Origin of the sequence: Rothia sp. P7181 (assembly GCF_048513015.1) — a bacterium.
In the GTDB taxonomy this organism is placed as follows: Bacteria; Actinomycetota; Actinomycetes; order Actinomycetales; family Micrococcaceae; genus Rothia.
Map to the genome: position 1 here is coordinate 1 of NZ_JBLXXZ010000014.1, position 21,484 is coordinate 21,484.

General features: G+C 49.2%; 18 protein-coding genes, 4 tRNA genes and 2 pseudogenes. 4 read left to right on the forward strand and 20 right to left on the reverse strand.

The window, feature by feature from the left end; genetic code table 11:
• Positions 1-85: 85 nt before the first annotated feature.
• The 5 genes from ACN08Z_RS07205 to ACN08Z_RS07225 all read right to left on the reverse strand — a co-directional run bounded on the left by ACN08Z_RS07205 (position 86) and on the right by ACN08Z_RS07225 (position 3,582).
• Positions 86-158, reverse strand: a tRNA-Glu gene (locus ACN08Z_RS07205).
• A gap of 36 nt (positions 159-194) precedes the next feature.
• Positions 195-266, reverse strand: a tRNA-Gln gene (locus ACN08Z_RS07210).
• A 218-nt stretch (positions 267-484) separates the two neighbouring features.
• Positions 485-2,002 (reverse strand): glutamate--tRNA ligase, encoded by a 1,518-nt coding sequence (gltX, locus tag ACN08Z_RS07215; protein WP_419103869.1) that lies wholly within the window; start codon positions 2,000-2,002, stop codon positions 485-487.
• Between the two features lie 64 nt (positions 2,003-2,066).
• On the reverse strand, positions 2,067-2,840 hold the full coding sequence (locus ACN08Z_RS07220) for a fumarylacetoacetate hydrolase family protein (RefSeq protein WP_419103870.1): 774 nt from the start codon (positions 2,838-2,840) through the stop codon (positions 2,067-2,069).
• 58 nt (positions 2,841-2,898) lie between these two features.
• Entirely contained in the window at positions 2,899-3,582 is a 684-nt protein-coding gene (locus ACN08Z_RS07225; protein ID WP_419103898.1) for a pentapeptide repeat-containing protein, read from the reverse strand.
• On the opposite strand from ACN08Z_RS07225, the gene ACN08Z_RS07230 reads away from it, so the two are divergent.
• Entirely contained in the window at positions 3,472-3,702 is a 231-nt protein-coding gene (locus ACN08Z_RS07230; RefSeq protein ID WP_419103899.1) for a hypothetical protein, read from the forward strand. The genes ACN08Z_RS07225 and ACN08Z_RS07230 overlap by 111 nt on opposite strands.
• Here ACN08Z_RS07230 and ACN08Z_RS07235 read toward each other — a convergent pair.
• Positions 3,631-4,479: pseudogene (locus ACN08Z_RS07235) on the reverse strand (pentapeptide repeat-containing protein); the annotation flags it as partial. The gene ACN08Z_RS07230 and the pseudogene ACN08Z_RS07235 overlap by 72 nt on opposite strands.
• Between ACN08Z_RS07235 and ACN08Z_RS07240 the strand changes: the two are divergent.
• Positions 4,452-4,520: a hypothetical protein gene (locus ACN08Z_RS07240; protein ID WP_419103900.1), complete on the forward strand. Its 69-nt coding sequence runs from the start codon at positions 4,452-4,454 to the stop codon at positions 4,518-4,520. The pseudogene ACN08Z_RS07235 and the gene ACN08Z_RS07240 overlap by 28 nt on opposite strands.
• Here the strand turns inward: ACN08Z_RS07240 and ACN08Z_RS07245 are convergent.
• The 6 genes and pseudogenes from ACN08Z_RS07245 to ACN08Z_RS07270 all read right to left on the reverse strand — a co-directional run.
• Positions 4,495-4,599: pseudogene (locus tag ACN08Z_RS07245) on the reverse strand (pentapeptide repeat-containing protein); the annotation flags it as partial. The gene ACN08Z_RS07240 and the pseudogene ACN08Z_RS07245 overlap by 26 nt on opposite strands.
• Positions 4,600-4,648: 49 nt before the next feature.
• Positions 4,649-5,821, reverse strand: a complete 1,173-nt coding sequence (locus tag ACN08Z_RS07250; protein WP_419103871.1) for a pentapeptide repeat-containing protein — start codon at positions 5,819-5,821, stop codon at positions 4,649-4,651.
• Positions 5,822-6,093: 272 nt separating this feature from the next.
• Entirely contained in the window at positions 6,094-7,194 is a 1,101-nt protein-coding gene (locus tag ACN08Z_RS07255) for a branched-chain amino acid aminotransferase (protein WP_419103872.1), read from the reverse strand.
• A gap of 164 nt (positions 7,195-7,358) precedes the next feature.
• Positions 7,359-8,423 (reverse strand): 3-isopropylmalate dehydrogenase, encoded by a 1,065-nt coding sequence (locus ACN08Z_RS07260; protein WP_419103873.1) that lies wholly within the window; start codon positions 8,421-8,423, stop codon positions 7,359-7,361.
• Positions 8,424-8,532: 109 nt separating this feature from the next.
• A complete protein-coding gene (gene thrC, locus ACN08Z_RS07265) occupies positions 8,533-9,972 on the reverse strand; it encodes a threonine synthase (RefSeq protein WP_419103874.1) in 1,440 nt (479 codons plus the stop codon).
• 103 nt (positions 9,973-10,075) lie between these two features.
• Complete coding sequence (locus tag ACN08Z_RS07270; protein WP_419103875.1) at positions 10,076-11,050, reverse strand: hypothetical protein; 975 nt, start codon at positions 11,048-11,050, stop codon at positions 10,076-10,078.
• Between the two features lie 101 nt (positions 11,051-11,151).
• On the opposite strand from ACN08Z_RS07270, the gene ACN08Z_RS07275 reads away from it, so the two are divergent.
• A complete protein-coding gene (locus tag ACN08Z_RS07275) occupies positions 11,152-12,219 on the forward strand; it encodes a hypothetical protein (RefSeq protein ID WP_419103876.1) in 1,068 nt (355 codons plus the stop codon).
• Positions 12,220-12,303: 84 nt separating this feature from the next.
• Here ACN08Z_RS07275 and metG read toward each other — a convergent pair whose 3' ends face one another.
• From metG to ACN08Z_RS07300, 5 genes are all read right to left on the reverse strand, one after another.
• Entirely contained in the window at positions 12,304-13,842 is a 1,539-nt protein-coding gene (metG, locus tag ACN08Z_RS07280) for a methionine--tRNA ligase (RefSeq protein WP_419103877.1), read from the reverse strand.
• 156 nt (positions 13,843-13,998) lie between these two features.
• Positions 13,999-15,594 (reverse strand): phosphoglycerate dehydrogenase, encoded by a 1,596-nt coding sequence (serA, locus tag ACN08Z_RS07285; RefSeq protein WP_419103878.1) that lies wholly within the window; start codon positions 15,592-15,594, stop codon positions 13,999-14,001.
• 296 nt (positions 15,595-15,890) lie between these two features.
• Positions 15,891-16,919 carry a ketol-acid reductoisomerase gene (ilvC, locus tag ACN08Z_RS07290; RefSeq protein WP_419103879.1) on the reverse strand — a complete coding sequence of 343 codons (1,029 nt, stop codon included), beginning with the start codon at positions 16,917-16,919 and terminating at the stop codon, positions 15,891-15,893.
• Positions 16,920-17,038: 119 nt separating this feature from the next.
• Positions 17,039-17,548 (reverse strand): acetolactate synthase small subunit, encoded by a 510-nt coding sequence (gene ilvN, locus ACN08Z_RS07295; RefSeq protein WP_419103880.1) that lies wholly within the window; start codon positions 17,546-17,548, stop codon positions 17,039-17,041.
• Between the two features lie 3 nt (positions 17,549-17,551).
• Positions 17,552-19,384, reverse strand: a complete 1,833-nt coding sequence (locus ACN08Z_RS07300) for an acetolactate synthase large subunit (RefSeq protein ID WP_419103881.1) — start codon at positions 19,382-19,384, stop codon at positions 17,552-17,554.
• Between the two features lie 446 nt (positions 19,385-19,830).
• Here ACN08Z_RS07300 and ACN08Z_RS07305 point away from each other — a divergent pair, with 446 nt between their 5' ends.
• A complete protein-coding gene (locus ACN08Z_RS07305; RefSeq protein ID WP_419103882.1) occupies positions 19,831-20,286 on the forward strand; it encodes a hypothetical protein in 456 nt (151 codons plus the stop codon).
• Positions 20,287-20,374: 88 nt separating this feature from the next.
• Here ACN08Z_RS07305 and ACN08Z_RS07310 read toward each other — a convergent pair.
• From ACN08Z_RS07310 to ACN08Z_RS07320, 3 genes are all read right to left on the reverse strand, one after another.
• Positions 20,375-20,450 (reverse strand) — tRNA-Lys (locus tag ACN08Z_RS07310).
• 155 nt (positions 20,451-20,605) lie between these two features.
• Positions 20,606-20,681: transfer RNA gene (locus ACN08Z_RS07315), tRNA-Lys, on the reverse strand.
• A 98-nt stretch (positions 20,682-20,779) separates the two neighbouring features.
• A complete protein-coding gene (locus ACN08Z_RS07320; protein ID WP_419103883.1) occupies positions 20,780-21,400 on the reverse strand; it encodes a MarR family winged helix-turn-helix transcriptional regulator in 621 nt (206 codons plus the stop codon).
• Positions 21,401-21,484: the final 84 nt, after the last annotated feature.

Consider the following 21,484-nt stretch of genomic DNA (forward strand, 5'->3'; position numbering starts at 1 on the left):
TCACAGAATGATAGGTGTTTTGAAGAGTGCTGTTTTTAGGATATAGAAAAACCCTCCAATGAGAACATTGGAGGGTTTTAGCCTGTGACCCCAACCGGATTTGAACCGGTGTTGCCGCCGTGAGAGGGCGGAGTACTAGGCCGCTATACGATGGGGCCGAAAATATTTTCTTCCACAAAGGAGAGAAAATATCGCTGGGATACCAGGACTCGAACCTAGAATGACGGTACCAGAAACCGTAGTGTTGCCAATTACACCATATCCCATTATGTGCTACTCAGATGAACTCATCTTCGCAACGAGTAATAACTCTATACGAGTTTTTCTACTCACGCAAATTAAAGAACATAGATATGCGTCACATTTTAGTGTTGAAGGGGTACGCCCCTTCATAATAGAAGCGCCCTCACACCAGCATTGGCATGAGGGCACTCCCCTATTGCCCGCACACATTCAGTGCTGTGCAATAGTTGTGGCGATCTTTTTATGCGCTGAGGTCTGTGTGCAAAGCACGCAAACGATTCAACGAAGATTCTTTACCAAGAATCACCATCGACTCAAACAATGGTGGGCTAACACGCGCACCCGAAATGGCAGTACGCAACGGACCAAACGCCAAACGAGGCTTAATCTCAAGGCCCTCAACAATGGCTTCACGAAGCACCTGCTGAATGTTCTCCGCGGTAAAATCTTCGAGAGGTTCGAGCACATCTAGCGCAGCCTGCAACACGGTGGGGGCAGACTCTTTGAGCTGTTTACGAGCGTCCTCAGCAATAGTGACCTGCTCATCAGCAATGAACAAGAACCCGAGCATACCGGGTGCTTCACCAAGCAGCTGCATACGCTCTTGAACCAGTGGCGCAGCTTCGGTCAAAATGTTCTGCTGTTCTGCTGAAAGCTCTGCAAACGTTTCAACAGGTAGCACTCCCCCAGCGTGTAGGTATGGGACGAGTCGCTGGCAGAAGTCTTCTGCGCCCAGGCGGCGAATATGCGTACCGTTAATGGACTCAGCCTTTTTCACGTCAAAACGTGCCGGGTTAGCGAGAACATCTTTAACGTCGAAGTGTTCTACGAGCTGATCAATAGTGAAAATGTCTTCATCGTGTGAGAGCGACCAACCGAGCAGGGCGAGATAGTTGAGCAGGCCTTCTTTGATGAAGCCGCTATCGCGTAGCAAGAACAGGTTTGATTCTGGGTCTCGTTTAGAGAGTTTCTTATTGCCTTGACCCATCACGTATGGAAGGTGCCCAAATTCAGGGATAAACTGTGCCACACCAACCTGCACGAGCGCACGATAAAGCGCAATCTGACGTGGCGTGGAAGAAAGCAAGTCTTCGCCACGAAGCACATGGGTGATACCCATAAGAGCGTCATCAACAGGGTTAACGAGGGTGTAAAGCGGTTTGCCGTTGGCGCGAACCACCACATAGTCGGGTACGGTGCCGGCTTTGAACGTGATTTCGCCACGTACGAGGTCGTTGAAGGTGATGTCTTCATCGGGCATACGCAAACGCAGAACAGGCTGGCGCCCTTCGGCACGGTATTGCTCTTTTTGTTCTTCAGTGAGGTTGCGGTCAAAGTTGTCGTACCCAAGTTTTGGGTCTTCACCGCGTGCACGGCGACGTTCTTCTACTTCTTCTGGAGTGGAGAAGTCTTCATAAACGTATCCGCCGTCTACAAGTTTTTTGATGACGTCTTGGTAGATTTCTCCACGTTCTGATTGACGGTAGGGTGCGTGCGGGCCACCGACACCAACACCTTCGTCCCATTCGATTCCGAGCCAGTGCAAGGATTCGAGTACTTGGTTGAAGGATTCTTCGGAGTCGCGTGCAGCGTCGGTGTCTTCGATACGGAAGATGAGTTTACCGCCGGTGTGGCGTGCGTACGCCCAGTTGAATAATGCGGTGCGCACCATGCCGACGTGGGGTGTGCCTGTTGGTGAGGGGCAGAATCGTACGCGGGTTTCGGCGGGGTTGTTGAGTTTGACGGTCATATCTGTCATGGGGTGTTTTTACAGTTCTTTCTTAGTCGATACAAGATGGTGAATATACCGCGAACAGTGCGTGTTAGCGGCGAACGATGTTAATCAGTGAGCCGATACCTTCGACTTCAATCTCAATTTCGTTTCCTTCGTGCAAGGTGCCAACTCCTTCGGGTGTTCCGCTGAGGATGACGTCGCCGGGTAGGAGCGTGAACATTTCGGATGCTGCGCAGACGAGTTCGGTGGCTGAGAAAATCATGTCTGCGGTGGTGCCGTCTTGTTTGAGGTCTCCGTCAATCCACGTTTTGATGGAGAGTGCGTCTGGGTCGAGGTCAGTTTCAATCCATGGGCCGAGTGGGCAGGAGCCGTCGAATCCTTTGGCGCGCGCCCATTGCAGGTCGGTTTGTTGTACGTCACGTGCGGTGAGGTCGTTAGCGACGGTGTACCCGAAGATGACGTCACGTACACGTTCTGGGGTGACAGATTTGGCGATACGCCCAATGATGATGGCGAGCTCCCCTTCATAGGAGACGTCTTCGGACCATTCTGGCAAGGTGATGGGGTCTGAAGGGCCAATGACGGAAGTGTTGGGCTTGAGGAAAAATTGCGGGCTGGTGGGGGTGTTATTGCCGAGTTCGGTGGCGTGGTCGTGCCAGTTTCGAGCGGCACCGATAATTTTGGAACGCGGAATGATGGGTGAGAGTAGGCGAACGTCTTGAAGCGGGTAGCTGGTGTTAGAACGTTCGATTCCGCGGTAGAACGGGTCTCCGAGGAGTTCGGTGATGGTTTCTTCTCCTTCGGCGCCTTCTACGACGCCGAAGTGTAGTTGGTCTTCTTTGGTGTATCGAGCAATGCGCATAGTTTATAGGCTACCGCGTTTGAGGCGCGTGCGCATAGTGCTACGAGTTTTGAGGGGATTATTCTTCTATATCTTTTTGAATTTTTAGGGCTTCTTGGATGAGGTTTTTGAGAGCTTGGTCTTCTTTGCCGTATTCGCCAGTAAACCAATCCCATTCTCGTATTTCGATAGATTCGATGTTCAGAGCTTGCGCAAGCTGTTCAGAGGTAAGCAATTCCGCTGCTCCATACAGTTTTGTTCCCTGAAGGTGTGCGCCTTGAAGGTTTGCGTTCTGAAGGTTTGCGTTCTGAAGGTTTGCGTTCTGAAGGTTTGCGTTCTGAAGGTTTGCGTTCTGAAGGTTTGCGTTCTGAAGGTGTGCGTCCTGAAGGTGTGCGCGCTGAAGGTTTGCGTCCTGAAGGTGTGCGTCCTGAAGGTGTGCGCGCTGAAGGTGTGCGCCCCGAAGGTCTGCGTCCTGAAGGTTTGCGCCCCAAGGGTTTGCGTCCTGAAGGTTTACGTTCTGAAGGTTTGCGTTCTGAAGGTTTGCGCGCCGAAGGTTTGCTCCCCAAAGGTTTGAGTCCTGAAGGTTTGAGTCCTGAAGGTCTGCGCCCCGAAGGTCTGCACCCTGAAGGTCTGCACGCTGAAGGTCTGCACGCTGAAGGTCTGCACGCTGAAGGTCTGCACCCTGAAGGTCTGCACGCTGAAGATTTGCGCGCTGAAGATCTGCATTTTGGAAGTTTGTGTGCTGGAGTTTCGCCTCCTGCAAGTTCGCGCATCGAAGTTTTACGTCCTGCAGCTTTGCACCCCAAAGGTCTGCACTTTGAAGTTTTGCTCTCTGCAGGTTTGCATCCTGAAGGTTTACTTCATTCAGTTGTGCTTCAACTAAATTTGCAGAAGATAAGTCTACAGCCTTCAACTCTAAGGTAGTTAAATCAACCCCAGAAAGGTTTACCGAAGATAGAACCGCCCTTTCCACATTCACATCTTTTAATTCAGCTCTAGTTAGGTCCACATTTATTAACTTTGCACCAGTTAAAATTACTGCGGTTAGTTTCGCACCAATCAGGGTTGCATCAGTTAGGTCCGCTCCAGTTAGGTCCGCTCCAGTTAGGTCCGCTCCAGTTAGGTCCGCTTCGATTAGTTTCACATCGATTAGTTTGGACTTGGATAAATCCGAACCTTCCAGCTTCGCAAGGGTTAAGTCTGCACCATTTAAAACCGCACTGGAAAGATTTGCTTCAAATAAGCTTACACTAGACATTTCCGCATATGTCATTTTAGCTTCAGAAAAATTAAATCCATTCAAATTAGATTCTTCTAATTTTAGATTAACGAACTCTAAATTACTTAGATCTTTTTCACTAGAATCCAAGTTAGATAAATCCATTCTGGATAGTTCTATTTCACCCACCCCTTCCTTGTGTGTGAAAAAATCACGTAAAGTCATACCGCTCAGTTCTTTGACTACCTCAGAAGCTTTCTTTTTGACATCTTTAAATATTTTATATATAGGAATACCATACCAAAACGCTTCCATTATCCTTAAAGAGTTATCTATATCCTCAACATTGAGAATTGATTTAGTTATATTTGTTTTAGAGAAAATGGCATTGTTTACGATTGCACCAGTCAAATTTGCGCCAGTTAAATTTGCGCCAGTCAAATTTGCGCCAGTCAAATTTGCGCCAGTTAAATCAACATTAATAAAAGATGCATTAGTAAGATTAGCGTTTTCAAAATTCTTATATTCTTTATAATTTTCCGTCATTTTAAATTTCATCATCCTTATTTTTGAAATTACCCAAAATTAAGACGTTTTTAAGATAAGATAATCAAATTATAGCACCATCAAAAATAGCACCCGAAAGGTTCGCATCCTTAAAAGACGAACCAGTTAAATCAGCACCAGCAAAATTGACATCTGAGAGGTTCGCATTCTTAAAAGACGAACCAGTTAAATCAGCACCAGCAAAATTAGCATTAATGAAATATGCGTCAGCAAAATCGCCATTTTTTAAAATTCGTTTAGAAAAATTTAACCTAGAAAAGTTTACATATTGAAGGTCAAGCAGTTCAACAAAATCCGATTCCTTAGCATTTTTCATCATTTCTTTAGAGAAAATATCCGCAATCACCGAGTTCAATGTTGCAATTTCACGAAAAGAACGTTCTATATTATTTTCGCTGTTAGGATCATCTTCTTGAGACTGAGAATCATCTTCTTGAGACACTGTACCAAATATAAGTTTCAGAATATACTTCTGCTGAGTATTTCGTTGCTTCTTAATGATATTAGAATCCTTTCCCAATAACCCCCAATCTTTATACAGTCCAGCTAACTGAAAATAACTCGATACAAGTTCTTCCTCTTTTTCACTATTTCTATTTTTAAGAATATTATGTAAGCGCTCATTCAAAGCTTTGATAGTCTCATGATCACGTTTTTCATTCTCTATCCTAGACTCATTTTTGCGGTTTTCCTCATGATTCTGATAGTTCACAGCGACCGATGCGAATAGACCAACGGCAGCAGTAAGACTTGCAACACCAGTAATAATTTCAGGAGCAAGTTTCTGCCATTCCTCTATTCCGCTAGTATTTGCCCAAATAACTAAACATACACAGATTGCAATAAAAAGCAAGAACAAAGGAATAATATAATTAATTAAACGCAAGATATAGCTTTGCGTAGTTTTATAGCAAATAAGAAAATACTGAAAGCCAAAAGGTACAACAAAAGAAAAGTACATAAATAATAAATGGTTACCAACAATCAGTAAAAACTTGCAATAGGTATTTGCATCAAAAACCCTATAAGAATTTTTATACGAGAATACTAAATCGTCACCAAAATGCCAAAATAACTTTCCATAAAGGGCAAAAAATACAATTCCAAAAAATAATAATCCAGTAAATCCCGAAACCGAAGAATACAATAAAGCAGTAAGATAAGATGGTGGCTCAAGTTTTTTCCCGCCCTTAGTTTGCTTTGACTCTTCGTCCATATACACGGACCCCTCACTCATAAGTACAGACTTCATAGTTACTTCTTCCCAAGCACTAGCCCAAACAAACCAATGCTATAGATGTATTTATTATCAAAATTATGAACTAGAAATAATTATCGCCCACCACCAGCAAAAACACCACATACTTTCACCAATATGACGCATAAAAATGTGGTGTGCCCTTGCCACCCCTTCAGTCACAAGAACACACCACAAACCTCACACAACACCCTCCCCAATAAGAAGGGTGCTACTACTATTTTTGGGTGTTACACCAAACGTGTTAACCAACCATGACGGTCCTCAACCGCACCAGTCTGAATACCCACCAGCTCCTGACGCAAACTCAACGTCACCTCACCAGCAGCACCATCACCAGGGGCAGCAATCACACCATCAGCAGACTTCAACGCACCCACAGGAGAAATCACCGCAGCAGTACCACACGCAAAAATCTCAGAAATAGCACCAGAAGCAACACCCTCACGCCACTGATCAAGAGTAAACTTACGCTCCTCCACCGTCATACCACGGTCCTTCGCCAACTGAATAATCGACTGACGAGTCACACCCTCAAGAATGGTGCCCGTCAGCTCAGGGGTTACCAGCTTATTCTCATCACCAAAAACAAAGAACACGTTCATGCCACCCAGCTCTTCAATCGCGTCATCACGGTGAGGATCTTTAAAAATGACCTGCTTGCAACCATGCTGTTCACCCTCAAGCTGAGCAATCAACGACGCAGCATAGTTACCGCCACACTTAGCGGCACCCGTACCACCCACACCAGCACGCGCATACTGGGTAGACAACCAAATATCTACCGGCGCAACCGTACCAAAATAGTTGCCCACCGGAGAACCAATCACCAAATACTTCACCTCATGGGCAGGGCGAACACCCAAATACGCCTCGGTAGAAATCATAAACGGGCGCAAATAAAACGCCTCGCCCTCACCGCGAGGAACCCACTCACGGTCAATGCTCACCAGCTGTTTCAAAGACTCTACAAAAAGCTCTTCGGGTAGTTCTGGCATGGCAAGGCGACGAGCAGAACGCTGCAAACGCTGAGCATTAACCTGCGGGCGGAACGTCCAAATAGAACCATCGGCATGACGGTACGCTTTAACACCCTCAAAAATTTCTTGCCCATAATGCAACACGCAAGAAGCAGGGTCAAGGCTCAACGGTGCGTACGCGCTCACCCGCGCGTTAGACCACTCGCCACCGTCAGCGTATGTGCCTTTCCAGTCAATGCTGACCATGTGGTCAGAGAAAAAGTCACCAAAACCAGGGTTAGCGAAGACTTTTTCGCGGTCAGCTTCGGTAGCTGGGGAGGGGTTGGGTTCAACACTAAAAGTTAAAGACATCGTCGTTTCTCTTCTCTCAAATTATTCTTCATGCCACACCGGCAGTTAGCCTGCTCGTGTGTGGGGTTGTAGGTTCTTCACGTTCGCAAGCGGAGGACACCCTGTGCGAAGTGCCTCACATACGGTGTGTTCTCTCTATCAAAGCACACCGCACCTACTCAACACTAGATTTTCTCTAAAGCCGTCACAATATCTGCACCAATCACATCCGTGCTACGGCTCTGACCAGCATGTTCTGCCAAGTCATGCTCCACTGCCCGTTCAATACGCACCGCAGAATCCTCTAACCCAACATGGCGTAACAACATGGCAGCAGCAAGAATCGTTGCCGTAGGGTTCGCAACATTCTGCCCCGCAATATCTGGTGCAGAACCATGCACCGGCTCAAACATGGACGGGTACTGCCCCGAAGCATTGATATTTCCGCACGCCGCATACCCAATACCGCCGGTAATAGCACCAGCCTGATCAGTCAAAATATCACCAAAAAGGTTATCGGTTACTATCACATCAAAACGTGACGGGTCAGTTGTCAAAAAGATAGTTGCCGCATCCACATGGCAATAATCCACGCTCACCTGCGGGTATTCGGCACTCAACTGTTCTAACGTGCGAGTGTATAAACCGCCCGCATGCACCAGCACATTATTCTTATGCACCAGCGTCAGCTTCTTACGTTCACGCCGTGCCGCCAGTTCAAAGGCATAACGCATTAGCCGTTGCACACCATACGCCGTGTTCACCGACACTTCGGTTGCAATCTCAGCATCCGTACCAGAACGAATCACACCACCATTACCCACATACGGGCCTTCAGTGCCTTCACGTACCACCACAAAATCAATGTCACCAGGGTCAGCTAAAGGAGAGCTCACACCCGCAAATAGTCGTGAAGGGCGCAGATTAATAAAATGGTCAAACGAAAACCGTAACTTTAGGAGAATCTCACGTTCAATCAGCCCAGAAGGCACCTGAGCAGAACGAGGGTCGGCACCTACCGCACCAAAAAGAATCGCATCATGCCCACCTAGTTGCGTCAACGTCTCATCAGTGAGAGTTTCGCCGGTGGCGAGCCAATGCTCTGCACCTAAAGAATACGTAGTTTTGGTGAGGGCAAAACCGTCTCGTGTAGCAACAGCGTCAAGGACGCGTTCTGCTTGTGCCACAATTTCTGGGCCGATACCGTCGCCCGGAATAATCGCAAGGTTGAGGGTGCGTTGTTCAGTCATACTACTTAAAGTAGTACGCCGGTTCGTAGCATGGCAGAATACCCACCCAACGTTTCATAATATGAAACAGCACGAACCGGCGCACCCACACGAAGTAAAAAACTACACCCTAAAAATCAGTACCAAGACACTGCACAATATACTCCTGCACTGCCTGAACGCTACACGGCATATCCTTCACGCGACGCTCAGCCTCAAGAATAGAAGCAAAACGTTCAGGAACCTCCGGCTCCGTACCAGTCGCCTCATAAATCGTCTCAGCAAATTTCACCGGCAACGCCGTCTCAAGGCACACAATCGGAGTAGACACCTGCTCACGAAGCCCGCGAGCAACCTTCACACCGTCTGCCGTATGCGGGTCAAGCAGCACACCGTAGCGTTCATAACAATCACGAATCACCGCAATACGATCCTCATGAGTAGACTTCCCAGAAAGGAAACCATAACGGCCACTCACCTCAGAGAACGCCTCATCATCAGCAAGGCAGAACCCGCCAGAAGCAACAGCCGTACCAAATAACTCCCCAACCCTTGCCGCGTCACGGCCCAACACGTCAAAGATAAAACGCTCAAAGTTCGATGCCCGAGAAATATCCATCGACGGGCTAGAGGTCTTATACGTATCAGCCGAAGAACGCACACGGTACTGCCCCGTACGGAAAAACTCGTCTAATACGTCATTCTCGTTGGTTGCAACGATAAGGCGGTCAATAGGTAGCCCCATCTGACGGGCAATATGACCGGCACAAATATCACCAAAATTACCGGTTGGTACGCAAAACGAAACACGCTCAGTGTTCTGGTCGGTAAGGCGAATCCAACACGAAACGTAGTACACAATCTGAGCCAGAAGACGAGCCCAGTTAATCGAATTGACCGCACCAATACGGTACTTCTCTTTGAACGGGGCATCAGCAGAAGTTGCTTTGACAATATCCTGACAATCATCAAAAACACCATCGAGCGCAATATTAAAAATGTTCGGCTCATCAAGACCAAACATTTGAGCCTGCTGAAACTCTGTCATACGTCCAGCAGGAGTCAGCATAAAAACGTTAATGTTCTCACGACCACGCATCGCATACTCGGCAGAAGAACCCGTATCCCCCGAGGTTGCACCCACAATGCTCATGCGTTCGCCACGGCGTGCAAGCTCATATTCAAAAAGCTCACCCAAAAGTTGCATTGCCATATCTTTAAACGCCGCCGTTGGCCCCTGAGACAAATGCCCCAAGAAAATACCGTCTTCTAACGTAGAGACAGGAACAATCTGCTCATCAGAAAACTTAGGATACGTGTAGGCGCGGGCTGTGATAGCACGAAGATCCTTGGCAGGAATATCGTCCACAAACAGTAGGAGCACCTCAGCAGCAAGTGCCGCATACCCCTCAGTGTTAAGGACTGTACGCCAACGGGTCAAAGTGGCGTCATCAAGCTGTGGGTATTCGGTGGGTAGGTAAAGCCCACCATCAGGTGCTAGCCCGCTAAGAAGAATATCGGTAAAACGGGCAGGAGTTCGGGTGGTATCTCGCGTCGATATGTACTGCATAGTCTCAAGTCTAGGGGTTTTTATCAGGTTTATGGGTTCTCTTATCTCTATCGGTGAGATATTGCGTTGCATGTCGTGAGGTTACACGCCCTCACAAGAGCCGCTAACCGTGTGCAGTAGCAGAAGCGCCCGCTGAGGCAGTATCAGGCTGTGCCGTAGTATCTGTCATGCTGCTACTTGGTGTTGGAGAAGGCTGTTCAATCGGAGAAGAATTCTGAGGATTCTCACGGTCATGAGCAACATTCTCTAACGCTCGCTGGTGAATCTTTTTAATCTGAGAAGACACCTGCTTAAGACGCTGATACACCGCCTCATAATACCCGTTCTCAATATCATGAGTTTTCTGATCATAACTAATATCGGTACGGCATCGGGCGTCAGCTTGCGCAATATCTTTTTGTTGCTGCTCAGTACTAGAAGACGCTACATCTTCTGCCGTCTCTACCGTACGCAAATCAGCATACCCAGCTTTTTCCATGCAGGCAGACCACTGTTCCACCAGTTTTTGATAGTCCTTATCCTGATGGACATCATCACGAATAGTCTGCGCAAAAGTAGGTGCTAATAAGGCAACATTCATGCCATCTTGAACAGTGCCATAAATATACTGGTAGCTTTGCGCCATACACCCGTCACGAGGAATATCCCCACTGTGATAATCCATAAAATCGGTGCTAACCGTACCATTTTGAGCGTCCCCAAAGAACGCCGCTTTACCAGCCGTATCATAGTGTGCTTGCGCTAATTCTTGTGAGCTTGGACGGTAGCCACGTTCACTAATTTCTTGTGCGGTCAGTCCCCCAGCAAAAGATATTTTAAGCTGGTATTCTCGTGCTGGTTCTTCGTACACTCCGCCACGTGCTTGCACGCATCGTGCCGTAAATTTACGGCGTGCCTGTTCTGCTTCGTGAGGAGGGAAAATCCACTCTTTAAGTTCGTTCAGGTGTTCTTCTTGAGCTGGAGTATATTTCAGTTCTTCAAAATTTTGTGGTGGCGGTGTACAACCAGTTAAAACCGTCAGTACAATAGTAGACAAGATAATAAGGCTTCGTTGTGAAGTCTTAGGGTTTTGGGACACGCTCACTCACTCTCAAAAATTTTTACTATCTTAGTATAGTGACAAACTCATTCCGAAACATACTACTCACACCCATAGAAAGGGTGCTTTAGGCAATACCTATGCACAATACACCAGATTTTTCGTCCTCTCGTCGAGGTTTGTTCCGTATGGGCGCGCTAGGCGGTGCTGTCGCTGGGGCAACTGTTCTCACAGCCCGCAGCGTTGCACCCGCACAAGCTGCACCTACGGCACACAACTTCCCTGAGAAGTTCATCTATCCGGCTATTGCAGGCCCCTCCTTAGCGTTATGGGGTAGCTCCTCTATTGAGGGGGCACGAGCCACAGAAGGTGTTGTTGCCGGTTACGACGTACGCCTGAGCACCCTACTCACACGATACCTTCAAGTACCCGTCCTCAACTTTGGTCAAGGCTCCGAAACCTCCACCAACATTCTGGCGCGTCGAGGTGCACCACGGTTCACCATGACACTCAAATTCCCTGAAGACCTCATCCCCGCAGAAGGTTCTGTCACCGTACAACAAACAGAATCTACCGCCATAGAATGGAATGACGCCTCCTACTACCCCGGCTATGTTCAAGACATCCCCGGCACATTACAAGCCATCAAAGGCGCACCCGGATCATATACGTTCACACGCACCATCGCCGGAGAACCACGCTACGCACCAGCAACAGTAGCTAAAGCCTCAGTATTTTCCTCCTATCAGCAGATGATTTCTTATTCATCGCACCACCTTGTGCAAATAGGACGCAACAACATCACCGAACTCGACCGCATCAAAGAGCACACCCAAATCGCTGTTGATATGGCACCAGAACGCACCATCATTCTCGGGCATTTCGCGGTAGATGGAGACGGCCCCGACTCAGGGCGTGCCAAAGCAGTTCGCGCATACAACGAGTGGGGACGTCAAACCTACGGTAACGCATTCATCAACCCCCAAGAATACCTACGAGAAGTCACCCAACAACCATGGCTACGCTATGGCGATTTGAACGGTTCTGGGGTGTGGAACAGCAAAGAAGACGCAGACGACTACCAACAAGGCAGACTCCCCCGCTCCCTCTACGCCACCGACGGTATTCACCTCAACGGCTGGGGCTATCTCGCATTAGCCCGACAAATTCAGGCTGTAGTCACCGAACTCAAATGGTTTAGCGCCTAAAAACCACATTATAAGTATGGTGTCTCTCATGTTCTAGAACATGAGAGACACCATACTTTCTACGAGCTTTCTATCGCCAGCACTTTACTCTTTATCATCCTCATAACGAGGGAACACAGGAGAAGGCTTCGGCAACTGAGCACCAGCAACCAGCACCTGATCAAAGAAACTAAAAGTACGCTCCGACTCGGCAACACCCAAAAGGTCAAGCATTTTAGACATCGACTCTGGCATCACCGGCTGAACCAACAACGCCACACGACGCAACGTCTCAGCAGTCACATACAAAACAGTGTTCATGCGTTGCGGGTCAGTCTTCTTCAACTTCCACGGCTCTTCAGCAGTGAAATAACGGTTACAATCAGCAACAACTTTCCAGATACTCTCCAACGCACGGTGGAAAGCCTGCTCCTCAAAATCAGCACGCACACTCTCATATAAAGCAGCAGCATCATCAATCATCTTCTGGTCAGTATCCGAGAACTCACCAAATTCAGGAACACAACCGCCACAATTCTTTGCAATCATCGACAAAGAACGCTGCGCCAAGTTTCCTAAATCATTCGCCAAATCAGCGTTAATACGGTTCTTAATAGCCTCAGGAGAATACGAGCCGTCCTGACCGAAAGACACCTCACGCAACAAGAAGAAACGGAACGGGTCAAGACCAAACGTCTTCACCAAATCAGCTGGACCAACCACGTTACCAACAGACTTCGACATTTTCTCACCATCAACGAGCAAGAACCCGTGCGCAAAGACACGCTGTGGTAGCTCAATACCAGCAGACCACAAGAAAGCAGGCCAATAAATAGCGTGGAAACGAGAAATGTCCTTACCAATCATGTGAACGTTAGCAGGCCAATACTTTGTGAACATCTCACTATCAACATCGGGGAAACCCACACCCGTCAAATAGTTAGTGAGAGCGTCAACCCACACGTACATCACATGTCGATCGTTACCGGGGACAGGAACACCCCAATCAAAAGTTGTGCGAGAAATAGAAAGATCGTTCAATCCCCCACGAATAAAGCTTGCTAACTCATTACGACGAGTCTCAGGATAAATAAAACCTTCATTCTCATATAGTTCAAGCAAACGATCCTGATACTTAGACAAGCGGAAGAAATACGACTCTTCTTCCGTCCACTCCACCTCAGTGCCAGTCGTCTTCGCATAACGCTGACCATCACGAAGCTCCGTCTCGTCCTCCGCATAATAGGCTTCATCACGCACAGAATACCAGCCAGCATATTTATCAAGATAAATATCGCCATTTGCTTCCATACGCTTCCAAATAGCCTGTGAAGCCTCATAATGATCTGCGTCAGTAGTACGAATATACCGGTCATACGAAACGCCCATCATATCGTCCATCGCACGGAAACGAATAGCGTTCTGATCAGCAAGCTCTTTAGCGCTCATGCCAAGCTTAGCTGCAGTAGTCTGCATCTTCTGACCGTGCTCATCAGTACCAGTCAAAAAACGGACGTCATAACCGTCAAGACGTTTAAAACGCGCCATGGCGTCAGTAGCAATATGTTCGTATGCGTGACCAATATGAGGGTCACCATTCGGGTAAGCAATAGCAGTGGTGATGTAATACGGGGTTGAACTCATACCCATTACTTTATATGGCGCTACAGATAAAACGGAACTTTTCACAGTCTTTATCCATAAATAGCCCATAATTCACATCAATATAAAACAGCACCAACACAAAGAAGGGGTGAACACCCAAAATGGTGCCCACCCCCTTCTACTGCTAATGCTTAGCTATTGTGCAAGGTTCACACACGCAGCACGTGAAGCATTCACAATATTCTTAATGCTATTGACAACTTCTGCACTAGGAGCAGAATCAAGCGCCAACACAGCCACCGCCTGATCACCTTTATCACCACGAGAGACCTGCATACCAGCAATATTAATTGACGCCGTACCCAAAAGCGTACCCATCGCAGCAATCATACCCGGGCGATCTTCATACTCAAGGATGAGCATATAATCCGTAATCGGAATCTCAAGATCATAGCCACCAATATTTGTCAGCTTCTCAACAAGTTTAGGGCCAGTAACCGTACCCGAAACTTTAACAGTGCTACCTGATGCAAGTACCGCAGAAAGAATCGTCTCATTACGGAAGTATTCTGTCTCCTCCGTAGTAGTAAGCTCCACCTCAATACCACGTTGTTGAGCAATCATCGGCGCATTCACATAAGACACCTTCTCCGAAACAACATCAGTGAAGACACCCTTCAACGCCGAAAGCTTCAACGAAGTCACATCTTTTGTAGCAATTTCTCCAGCAACCTTAACCTCAACATGAGTCATCGCCTCACCACTGCTAAGCGCCGTCACAATACGGCCAAGCTTCTCAGCCAAAGGCACACCTGGGCGCACATCCTTATCGATAGCGCCACCGGCAACGTTAACAGCGTCAGGCACGAGGTCACCTTCAAGCGCAAGACGTACCGAACGAGCCACCGACACACCAGCTTTTTCTTGAGCCTCAGCGGTGGACGCACCCAAATGCGGGGTACACACCACGTTCGGCAATTCAATAAATGGAACGTTCTTTGCAGGTTCTTTCACGAACACGTCAATAGCGGCACCAACAATCTGGCCAGAACGCAACGCAGTATCTAACGCAGCCTCATCAATAAGCCCACCACGAGCAACGTTAATGACGTAGGCGGTGTTCTTCATCTTCTTAAAAGACTGCTCATTAATCATGCCCATAGTCTCTGGTGTACGTGGCATGTGAATCGTCAAAAAGTCAGCACGCTCTAATAGTTCATCTAGCTCAACGAGTTCAACGCCCATTGTTGCTGCACGAGAAGAGGTCACAAACGGATCGTACGCGATTAATTCGGTACCAAAACCTTTAAGACGTTCTGCAACGAGACTGCCGATACGTCCCAAACCAATAATGCCAATGGTCTTTTCGTAAAGTTCTACACCAGCATATTGCGAGCGCTTCCATTGGCCTTCTTTCATGGAGGCAGATGCTGGTGCGATGTTGCGTGCTAGTCCGAGGATGTGTCCGACGGTAAGTTCTGCGGCAGAGATGACGTTTGAGGTGGGTGCGTTGACGACCATTACGCCGGCGGCTGTTGCTGCTTTGATGTCGACGTTGTCGAGTCCTACTCCGGCGCGTGCAATCACTTTAAGGTGTTTTCCGGCGGCTATGGCTTCGGCGTCGACGTGGGTTGCTGAGCGGATGAGGATGGCGTCAACGTCGGCTAGTGCTTTGAGTAGTTCAGGGCGGTTGGTTCCATCGACGGTTCGGATGTCGAAGTCGGGTCCGAGTGCTTCGATGGTTGCTGGGGAGAGTTCTTCTGCGATGAGAACGACGGGTTTATGAGTCACGAAAATGTTCCTTAAGGGGTATTCAAGGCAGTCTTGAAGGGGCGGTACCGTTCACCCGATACGGCGGTAACGCTCATGGTATGTTGGTGAGCTTTTGCGCTCATGTTTGTTGTGGAGGCGGTGCTGTCAGTTCACCCTGACGGCCAACAGAACCGGTTAGTAGACTATCTTACCGTTGAGTTTCTTGATGGTGCTACTGTGTCTTAGCCGTTACGTGGGATGTTGCCAAGACCATGAGTAGAGCCGATGAGGGCGGTGGCTCTCATCGGCTCTACTTTGGGGGTGTTTATGGTGTGTTAGCGTTGGGTGCTTCCGTCGGTGTAGTCGTCTTGGACTTTGTTCCATGAGAAGAGTTTGCGTAGTTCACGTCCGGTTGCTTCGATGGGGTGAGCTTCGCCTTTGGCGCGTAGTTCGAGGAATTCTTGTGCGCCGTTGGCTTGGTCGTCCATGAAGCGTTGTGCGAAGGTTCCGTTTTGGATGTCGTTGAGCACAGCTTTCATGTGTTCTTTGGCTTCTGGTGTGACGACGCGTGGGCCGGAGACGTAGTCGCCGTATTCTGCGGTGTCGGAGCAGGACCAGCGTTGTTTGGTGATTCCGCCTTCGTTGATGAGGTCAACGATGAGTTTGAGTTCGTGGCAGACCTCAAAGTAGGCGATTTCTGGTTGGTATCCGGCTTCGGTGAGGGTTTCAAAACCGTATTGGATCAGTTGTGATACGCCGCCGCAGAGTACTGCTTGTTCGCCGAAGAGGTCTGTTTCGGTTTCTTCGGTGAAGGTGGTTTCGATGACGCCGGCACGGGTTGCGCCGAGGCCTTTTGCGTAGGATAGCGCTAGTTCTTGGGCGGTTCCGGATGCGTTGACTTCAACGGCTACGAGTGCTGGTACGCCACGTCCGGTTTCGTATTCGCGACGTACGGTGTGGCCGGGGCCTTTGGGTGCGACCATGGCGACGTCGACGCCTTGTGGTGCTTGGATGTAGCCGAATCGGATGTTGAATCCGTGTGCGAAGAAGAGTGCGTCGCCTTCTTCAAGGTTGGGTTCGATGTCTTGGGTGTAGACCTGTGCTTGTACTTGGTCTGGGGTGAGGATCATGATGACGTCTGCGTCTGCGGTTGCTTCTGCAACGGTCATGACGGTGAAGCCTTCTGCTTCTGCTTTGGCTCGTGATTTGGAGCCTTCTGCTAGGCCGATGCGTACGTCGACGCCGGAGTCGCGCAGGTTTTGTGCGTGTGCTTGGCCTTGGGAGCCGTAGCCGATGATGGCGACGGAGCGTCCTTGGATGATGGATAGGTCTGCGTCATCGTTGTAGAAGATTTTTGCTGCCATGAGAGGTGTTCTCCTTGGTGTTAGTGTGTGGTGACTGTTCTGGTGTTGAGCAGTCGTATCTAAAAACTCGTGTCGGGGTGTGCCCGTGTTGGGGTGCCCCTGTGGTGGTGTTGAGCGGTTTAGCTTCTGAGGGCTTTTTCGCTCATGGAACGTGGACCACGTGCGAGTCCGAGTGTTCCGGCTCGGATAATTTCTCGGATGCCGAAGGGTTCTAGCACGTCGAGTAGGGCGCTGAGCTTTTCGGCGGATCCGGTTGCTTCAATGATGACGGACTCTGTAGAGACGTCAACCACTTGGGCGCGGAAGAGGTCTGCTGCTTGGGTGACTTGCAGACGTGTTTGTGCGTCAGCTTTAACTTTGACCATGATGTGGTCTCGTTGCACTGAGGTTTCTGGTGTGAGTTCAACAATTTTGAGGACGTGAATGAGTTTATTGAGCTGTTTGGTCACTTGCTCTAATAGGTTTCCTTCGGCGTCTACCACAATGGTAATACGTGAGATGCCGGGAACTTCTGTATTACCGACGGCGAGGGACTCAATGTTGAACATTCTTCGGGCGAAGAGTCCGGAGACTCGTGCCAGCACGCCGGGTTTGTCTTCGACTAAGACGGAGAAAGTGTGGCGGCTCATGGCTTAGTCCTCTCTTTCAAAGATGGGTGAGGTGTCTTTGGCGATTTGGATGAGGTCGTTGGAGACTCCTGTGGGCACCATGGGCCAGACCATGGCGTCGGGGCTGACGGTAAAGTCTACGACGACGGGGCGGTCGTTGATGGCGAGCGCCTGTTGGATGGTTGCGTCAACGTCGGCGTCTGATTCGCAGCGTAGTCCGACGCAACCGTAGGCTTCTGCTAGTTTGACGAAGTCTGGGATGCGTACGGTGCCGGCTCCTGTGTTGAGGTGGGTGTGTGAGTAGCGTCCGTCGTAGAAGAGGTTTTGCCATTGGCGCACCATGCCCAGTGAGGAGTTGTTGATAATAGCAACTTTGATGGGGATGTTGTTTTGTGCGCAGGTGGCTAGTTCTTGGTTGGTCATTTGGAAGCAGCCGTCTCCGTCGATGGACCAGACGATTGCGTCGGGGTGTGCGACTTGTACGCCCATGGCGGCGGGCACGGAGTAGCCCATGGTGCCGAGTCCTGCCGAGTTGATGAAGTGGCGTGGTTTTTCGTGTTTGAGGAAGTGGGCGCTCCACATTTGGTGTTGTCCAACGCCGGCAACATAGTAGGCGTCGGGGCCGCTCAGCGCTGAGATGCGTTCGATGGCGTATTGGGGTGAGCCGAGTCCGTCGTCGGTGGTGGTGTATCCCAGCGGGTAGTTTTCTTTGAGGGCGTTGAGGGTTTGCCACCACGGTTCGAGCGGGCTGAGTTCTGTTGCGTAGTCGGTTTCGAGGAGGCTGTTGAGTTCGGGTAGTACTTGTGCGAGGTCTCCTACGATGGGTACGTCTGCGTAACGAATTTTTGAGATTTCGGCGGGGTCGATGTCGATATGAATGACTTTCGCTTCGGGTGCGAAGGATGAGAGGACGCCGGTGACGCGGTCGTCGAAGCGTGCTCCGAGTGAGAGCAGTACGTCAGCTTTTTGGAGTGCAGTGACTGCTGGTACGGTGCCGTGCATACCGGGCATTCCGAGGTTTTGTGGGTCGGAGTCGGGGTATGCGCCGCGTGCGGTGAGTGTGGTGACGACGGGTGCGTGGGTGTTTTTTGCGAGGCGTTTTAGTTCTTCTGGTGCGTTGGCTCGTACCATTCCCCCGCCGACGTAGAGTACGGGGCGTTGTGCTTGTGCGAGCAGTTTTGCTGCTTCACGGATTTGTTTGGAGTGTCCGCGGGTGACGGGTGTGTATCCGCGGATTTCGACGGTGGGTGGCCATGAGAAGTCCATCATGCCTTGTTGTGCGTCTTTGGTGATGTCTACGAGCACGGGGCCGGGGCGTCCGGTGGAGGCGATGTGGAAGGCAGTGGCGATACAGCGTGGGATTTCTTGGGGGTCACGGACCATAAAGCTGTGTTTGGTGATGGGCATGGTCATGCCGACGATGTCTGCTTCTTGGAAGGCGTCGGTGCCGATGACGGAGCTTGAGACTTGTCCGGTGATGGCGACGATGGGTACGGAGTCCATGTTTGCGTCGGCGATGGGTGTGAGGAGGTTGGTGGCTCCGGGGCCTGAGGTGGCGAGGCAGACTCCTACTTTTCCGGTGGATAGTGCGTATCCTTGGGCTGCGTGTCCTGCGCCTTGTTCGTGGCGTACGAGGATGTGGCGAATTTGGGTGGAGTCAAAGAGTGGGTCGTAGGTGGGGAGGATGGCTCCTCCGGGTAGGCCGAAGATGTCGGTTACGCCGAGTTTTTCGAGGCTGCGGATGATCGCTTGTGAACCGGTCATGCGTTCGGTGTGGGTTTCGGTTGCGGTGCTGTCGTTGTGTTTGCCAACGTTTTGAGCGAGTACAGCTGGTGTCATCGATGGACCCGTGGTCATTTTCTTTTGCCCTTTGACGTTTTAGTGGTGGTGATGCTTTTCATGGTCGTTGACGGGTGTGTCTGCCGATCATGTTCGTAGGAGGTTTTGGTGTTTTCCTGATACGAAAAAACCCTCCGCCTGAGTGGAGCGAAGGGTACGCATGCATGGAACACAACAAAGTTTTGCCTAGGCTAGCGCGCCCTATCTGACGACTAGAAGGCTAATAATGTGTTGTGAACTGCGTTGCATTTGCATAGCTATAATATTTGTCGTGGTGGGCGGTAAAAGTCAAAGACATCTCATCATCCGACACGTTATTGTGAGGTCTTTCGTCTTTTTGGGCGGGTTATGTGCGGTTTATGTCGTCTTTTAACGAGCGTGACCTTATGTTAAATATGACGTGCAAAACATCAATAATGTTTTAATAGTCGCGTCAGAGGGGCGTTTACCCTAGACTGGGGTTCATGACCACACATACGCTTTCTAGCGAGTTCATTACGGCAACTTTGCACCCAGTATTTGATGAGCAGATTATCAACTATGGTGCTTATAACCTTATTTTTGCTACAGGTCATGCGTTGTATCGCAATCCTGATATTGCTATTCAGCAGCAGGATTCTCAAGAGTATTTCATTATTGGGTATCGTGATACTCCGCGAGAGGTCATTGTGGCTCCCGTGCTTTTGCCGCAGGCTTTACCGGCGGGGACTCCTACCTCTATTGATAATACGAACGCGATTCGTGCCTATAGTTTGAATGAAGATACTTTTGGTTTGGAGTCTACGACGGGTACGTCTTTTATTTTGACGATTCCTCAGAGTATTGAGATTGTTTTAGAGAATGGTTCGGGTGTATTAGAGCAGTCTAGTGACATTCTTGATTTTCAGAATTTTCTGAGTGAGTCGTGGCTTGAGGACTAATATTTTTTGATGTTTTCTGCGTGTTGATACGCTCTACAGATGTAGAAAAGGGTGGTTACCGTTTTTGTTGGTAACCACCCTTTTCGTGTGGTGCGCCCCGTGGGACTTGAACCCACAACCCATTGATTAAGAGTCAATTGCTCTGCCAATTGAGCTAGAGGCGCATTCTCGTTGCCGAAGCAACGAATAAAAACTATACCTCGGTGAGGAGGAAGACGCAAATTTTCAGACAAGAGATATGCGGCACACCGCGTATCGGGTGAGTCAGCGTTAAAGCATTGAGGGTCTGACTCGTTCGAGTCAGACCCTCAGTATTATGTGGTGCGCCCCGTGGGACTTGAACCCACAACCCATTGATTAAGAGTCAATTGCTCTGCCAATTGAGCTAGAGGCGCATTCTCGTTGCCGAAGCAACGAATAAACTATATCCGACATGATGAAGATATAGCAAACCCTACACTCTCAATGTTACGCAAAACACAGTTGGTGGGGTTTATTGTTCTCGTTGAGCACGAGCAGCGTCAAGAAGTTCAGGGGTAACAATGTCAAGCACCGCAGTTGTTGGGCCAACAACTTGAGACACCTCGATGGGAGCTTCTCCTTCAGGTTGTACGGGTTCAATGTCTCCGGTGAAGTCGGCAAGTCCTACGGCGGCACGATGTTCTTCGTGAGCACCGTGAAGAACGATGTCGTTACCTTCTTCTTTGGAGAGTTTACGTACAATATCGACGAGCATCTCACGAAATTCGGGGTTAGCTAATGCACCCAAGGAGGCGAGATTCTTATCAATTTTTTCAGCGCGTGCAAGCACGTCTCGTCCTGCGTCAGTGATATCTAAAAGATAACTGCGGCGATCGTTGGCGTTGCGCACTCTAAAAACATAGTGGTGAGATTCTAGACGGGATAGAGTCTTTCCCATGGTTTGAGCTTGCACTCCAACGATGGAGGCGATACGAACTTGTGAAGTTTTTCCTTCACGAGCAATGACACCAAGAGCGGTAACTCCGGCGTGAGTTAATCCCAACTCGCGTAGGTGGTTATTCCAGCTATGTTCAAGCATGCGAGCGGACGTAGATAACAAACGATTAATTGACCAATTACCAATATCAGGCATGTATCTAGTATAGGTAAAGTCTTTACATATTTTGACGGAATCTATACTTTGGCAAGCAAAGAATAATCACATTCAGACCTTATA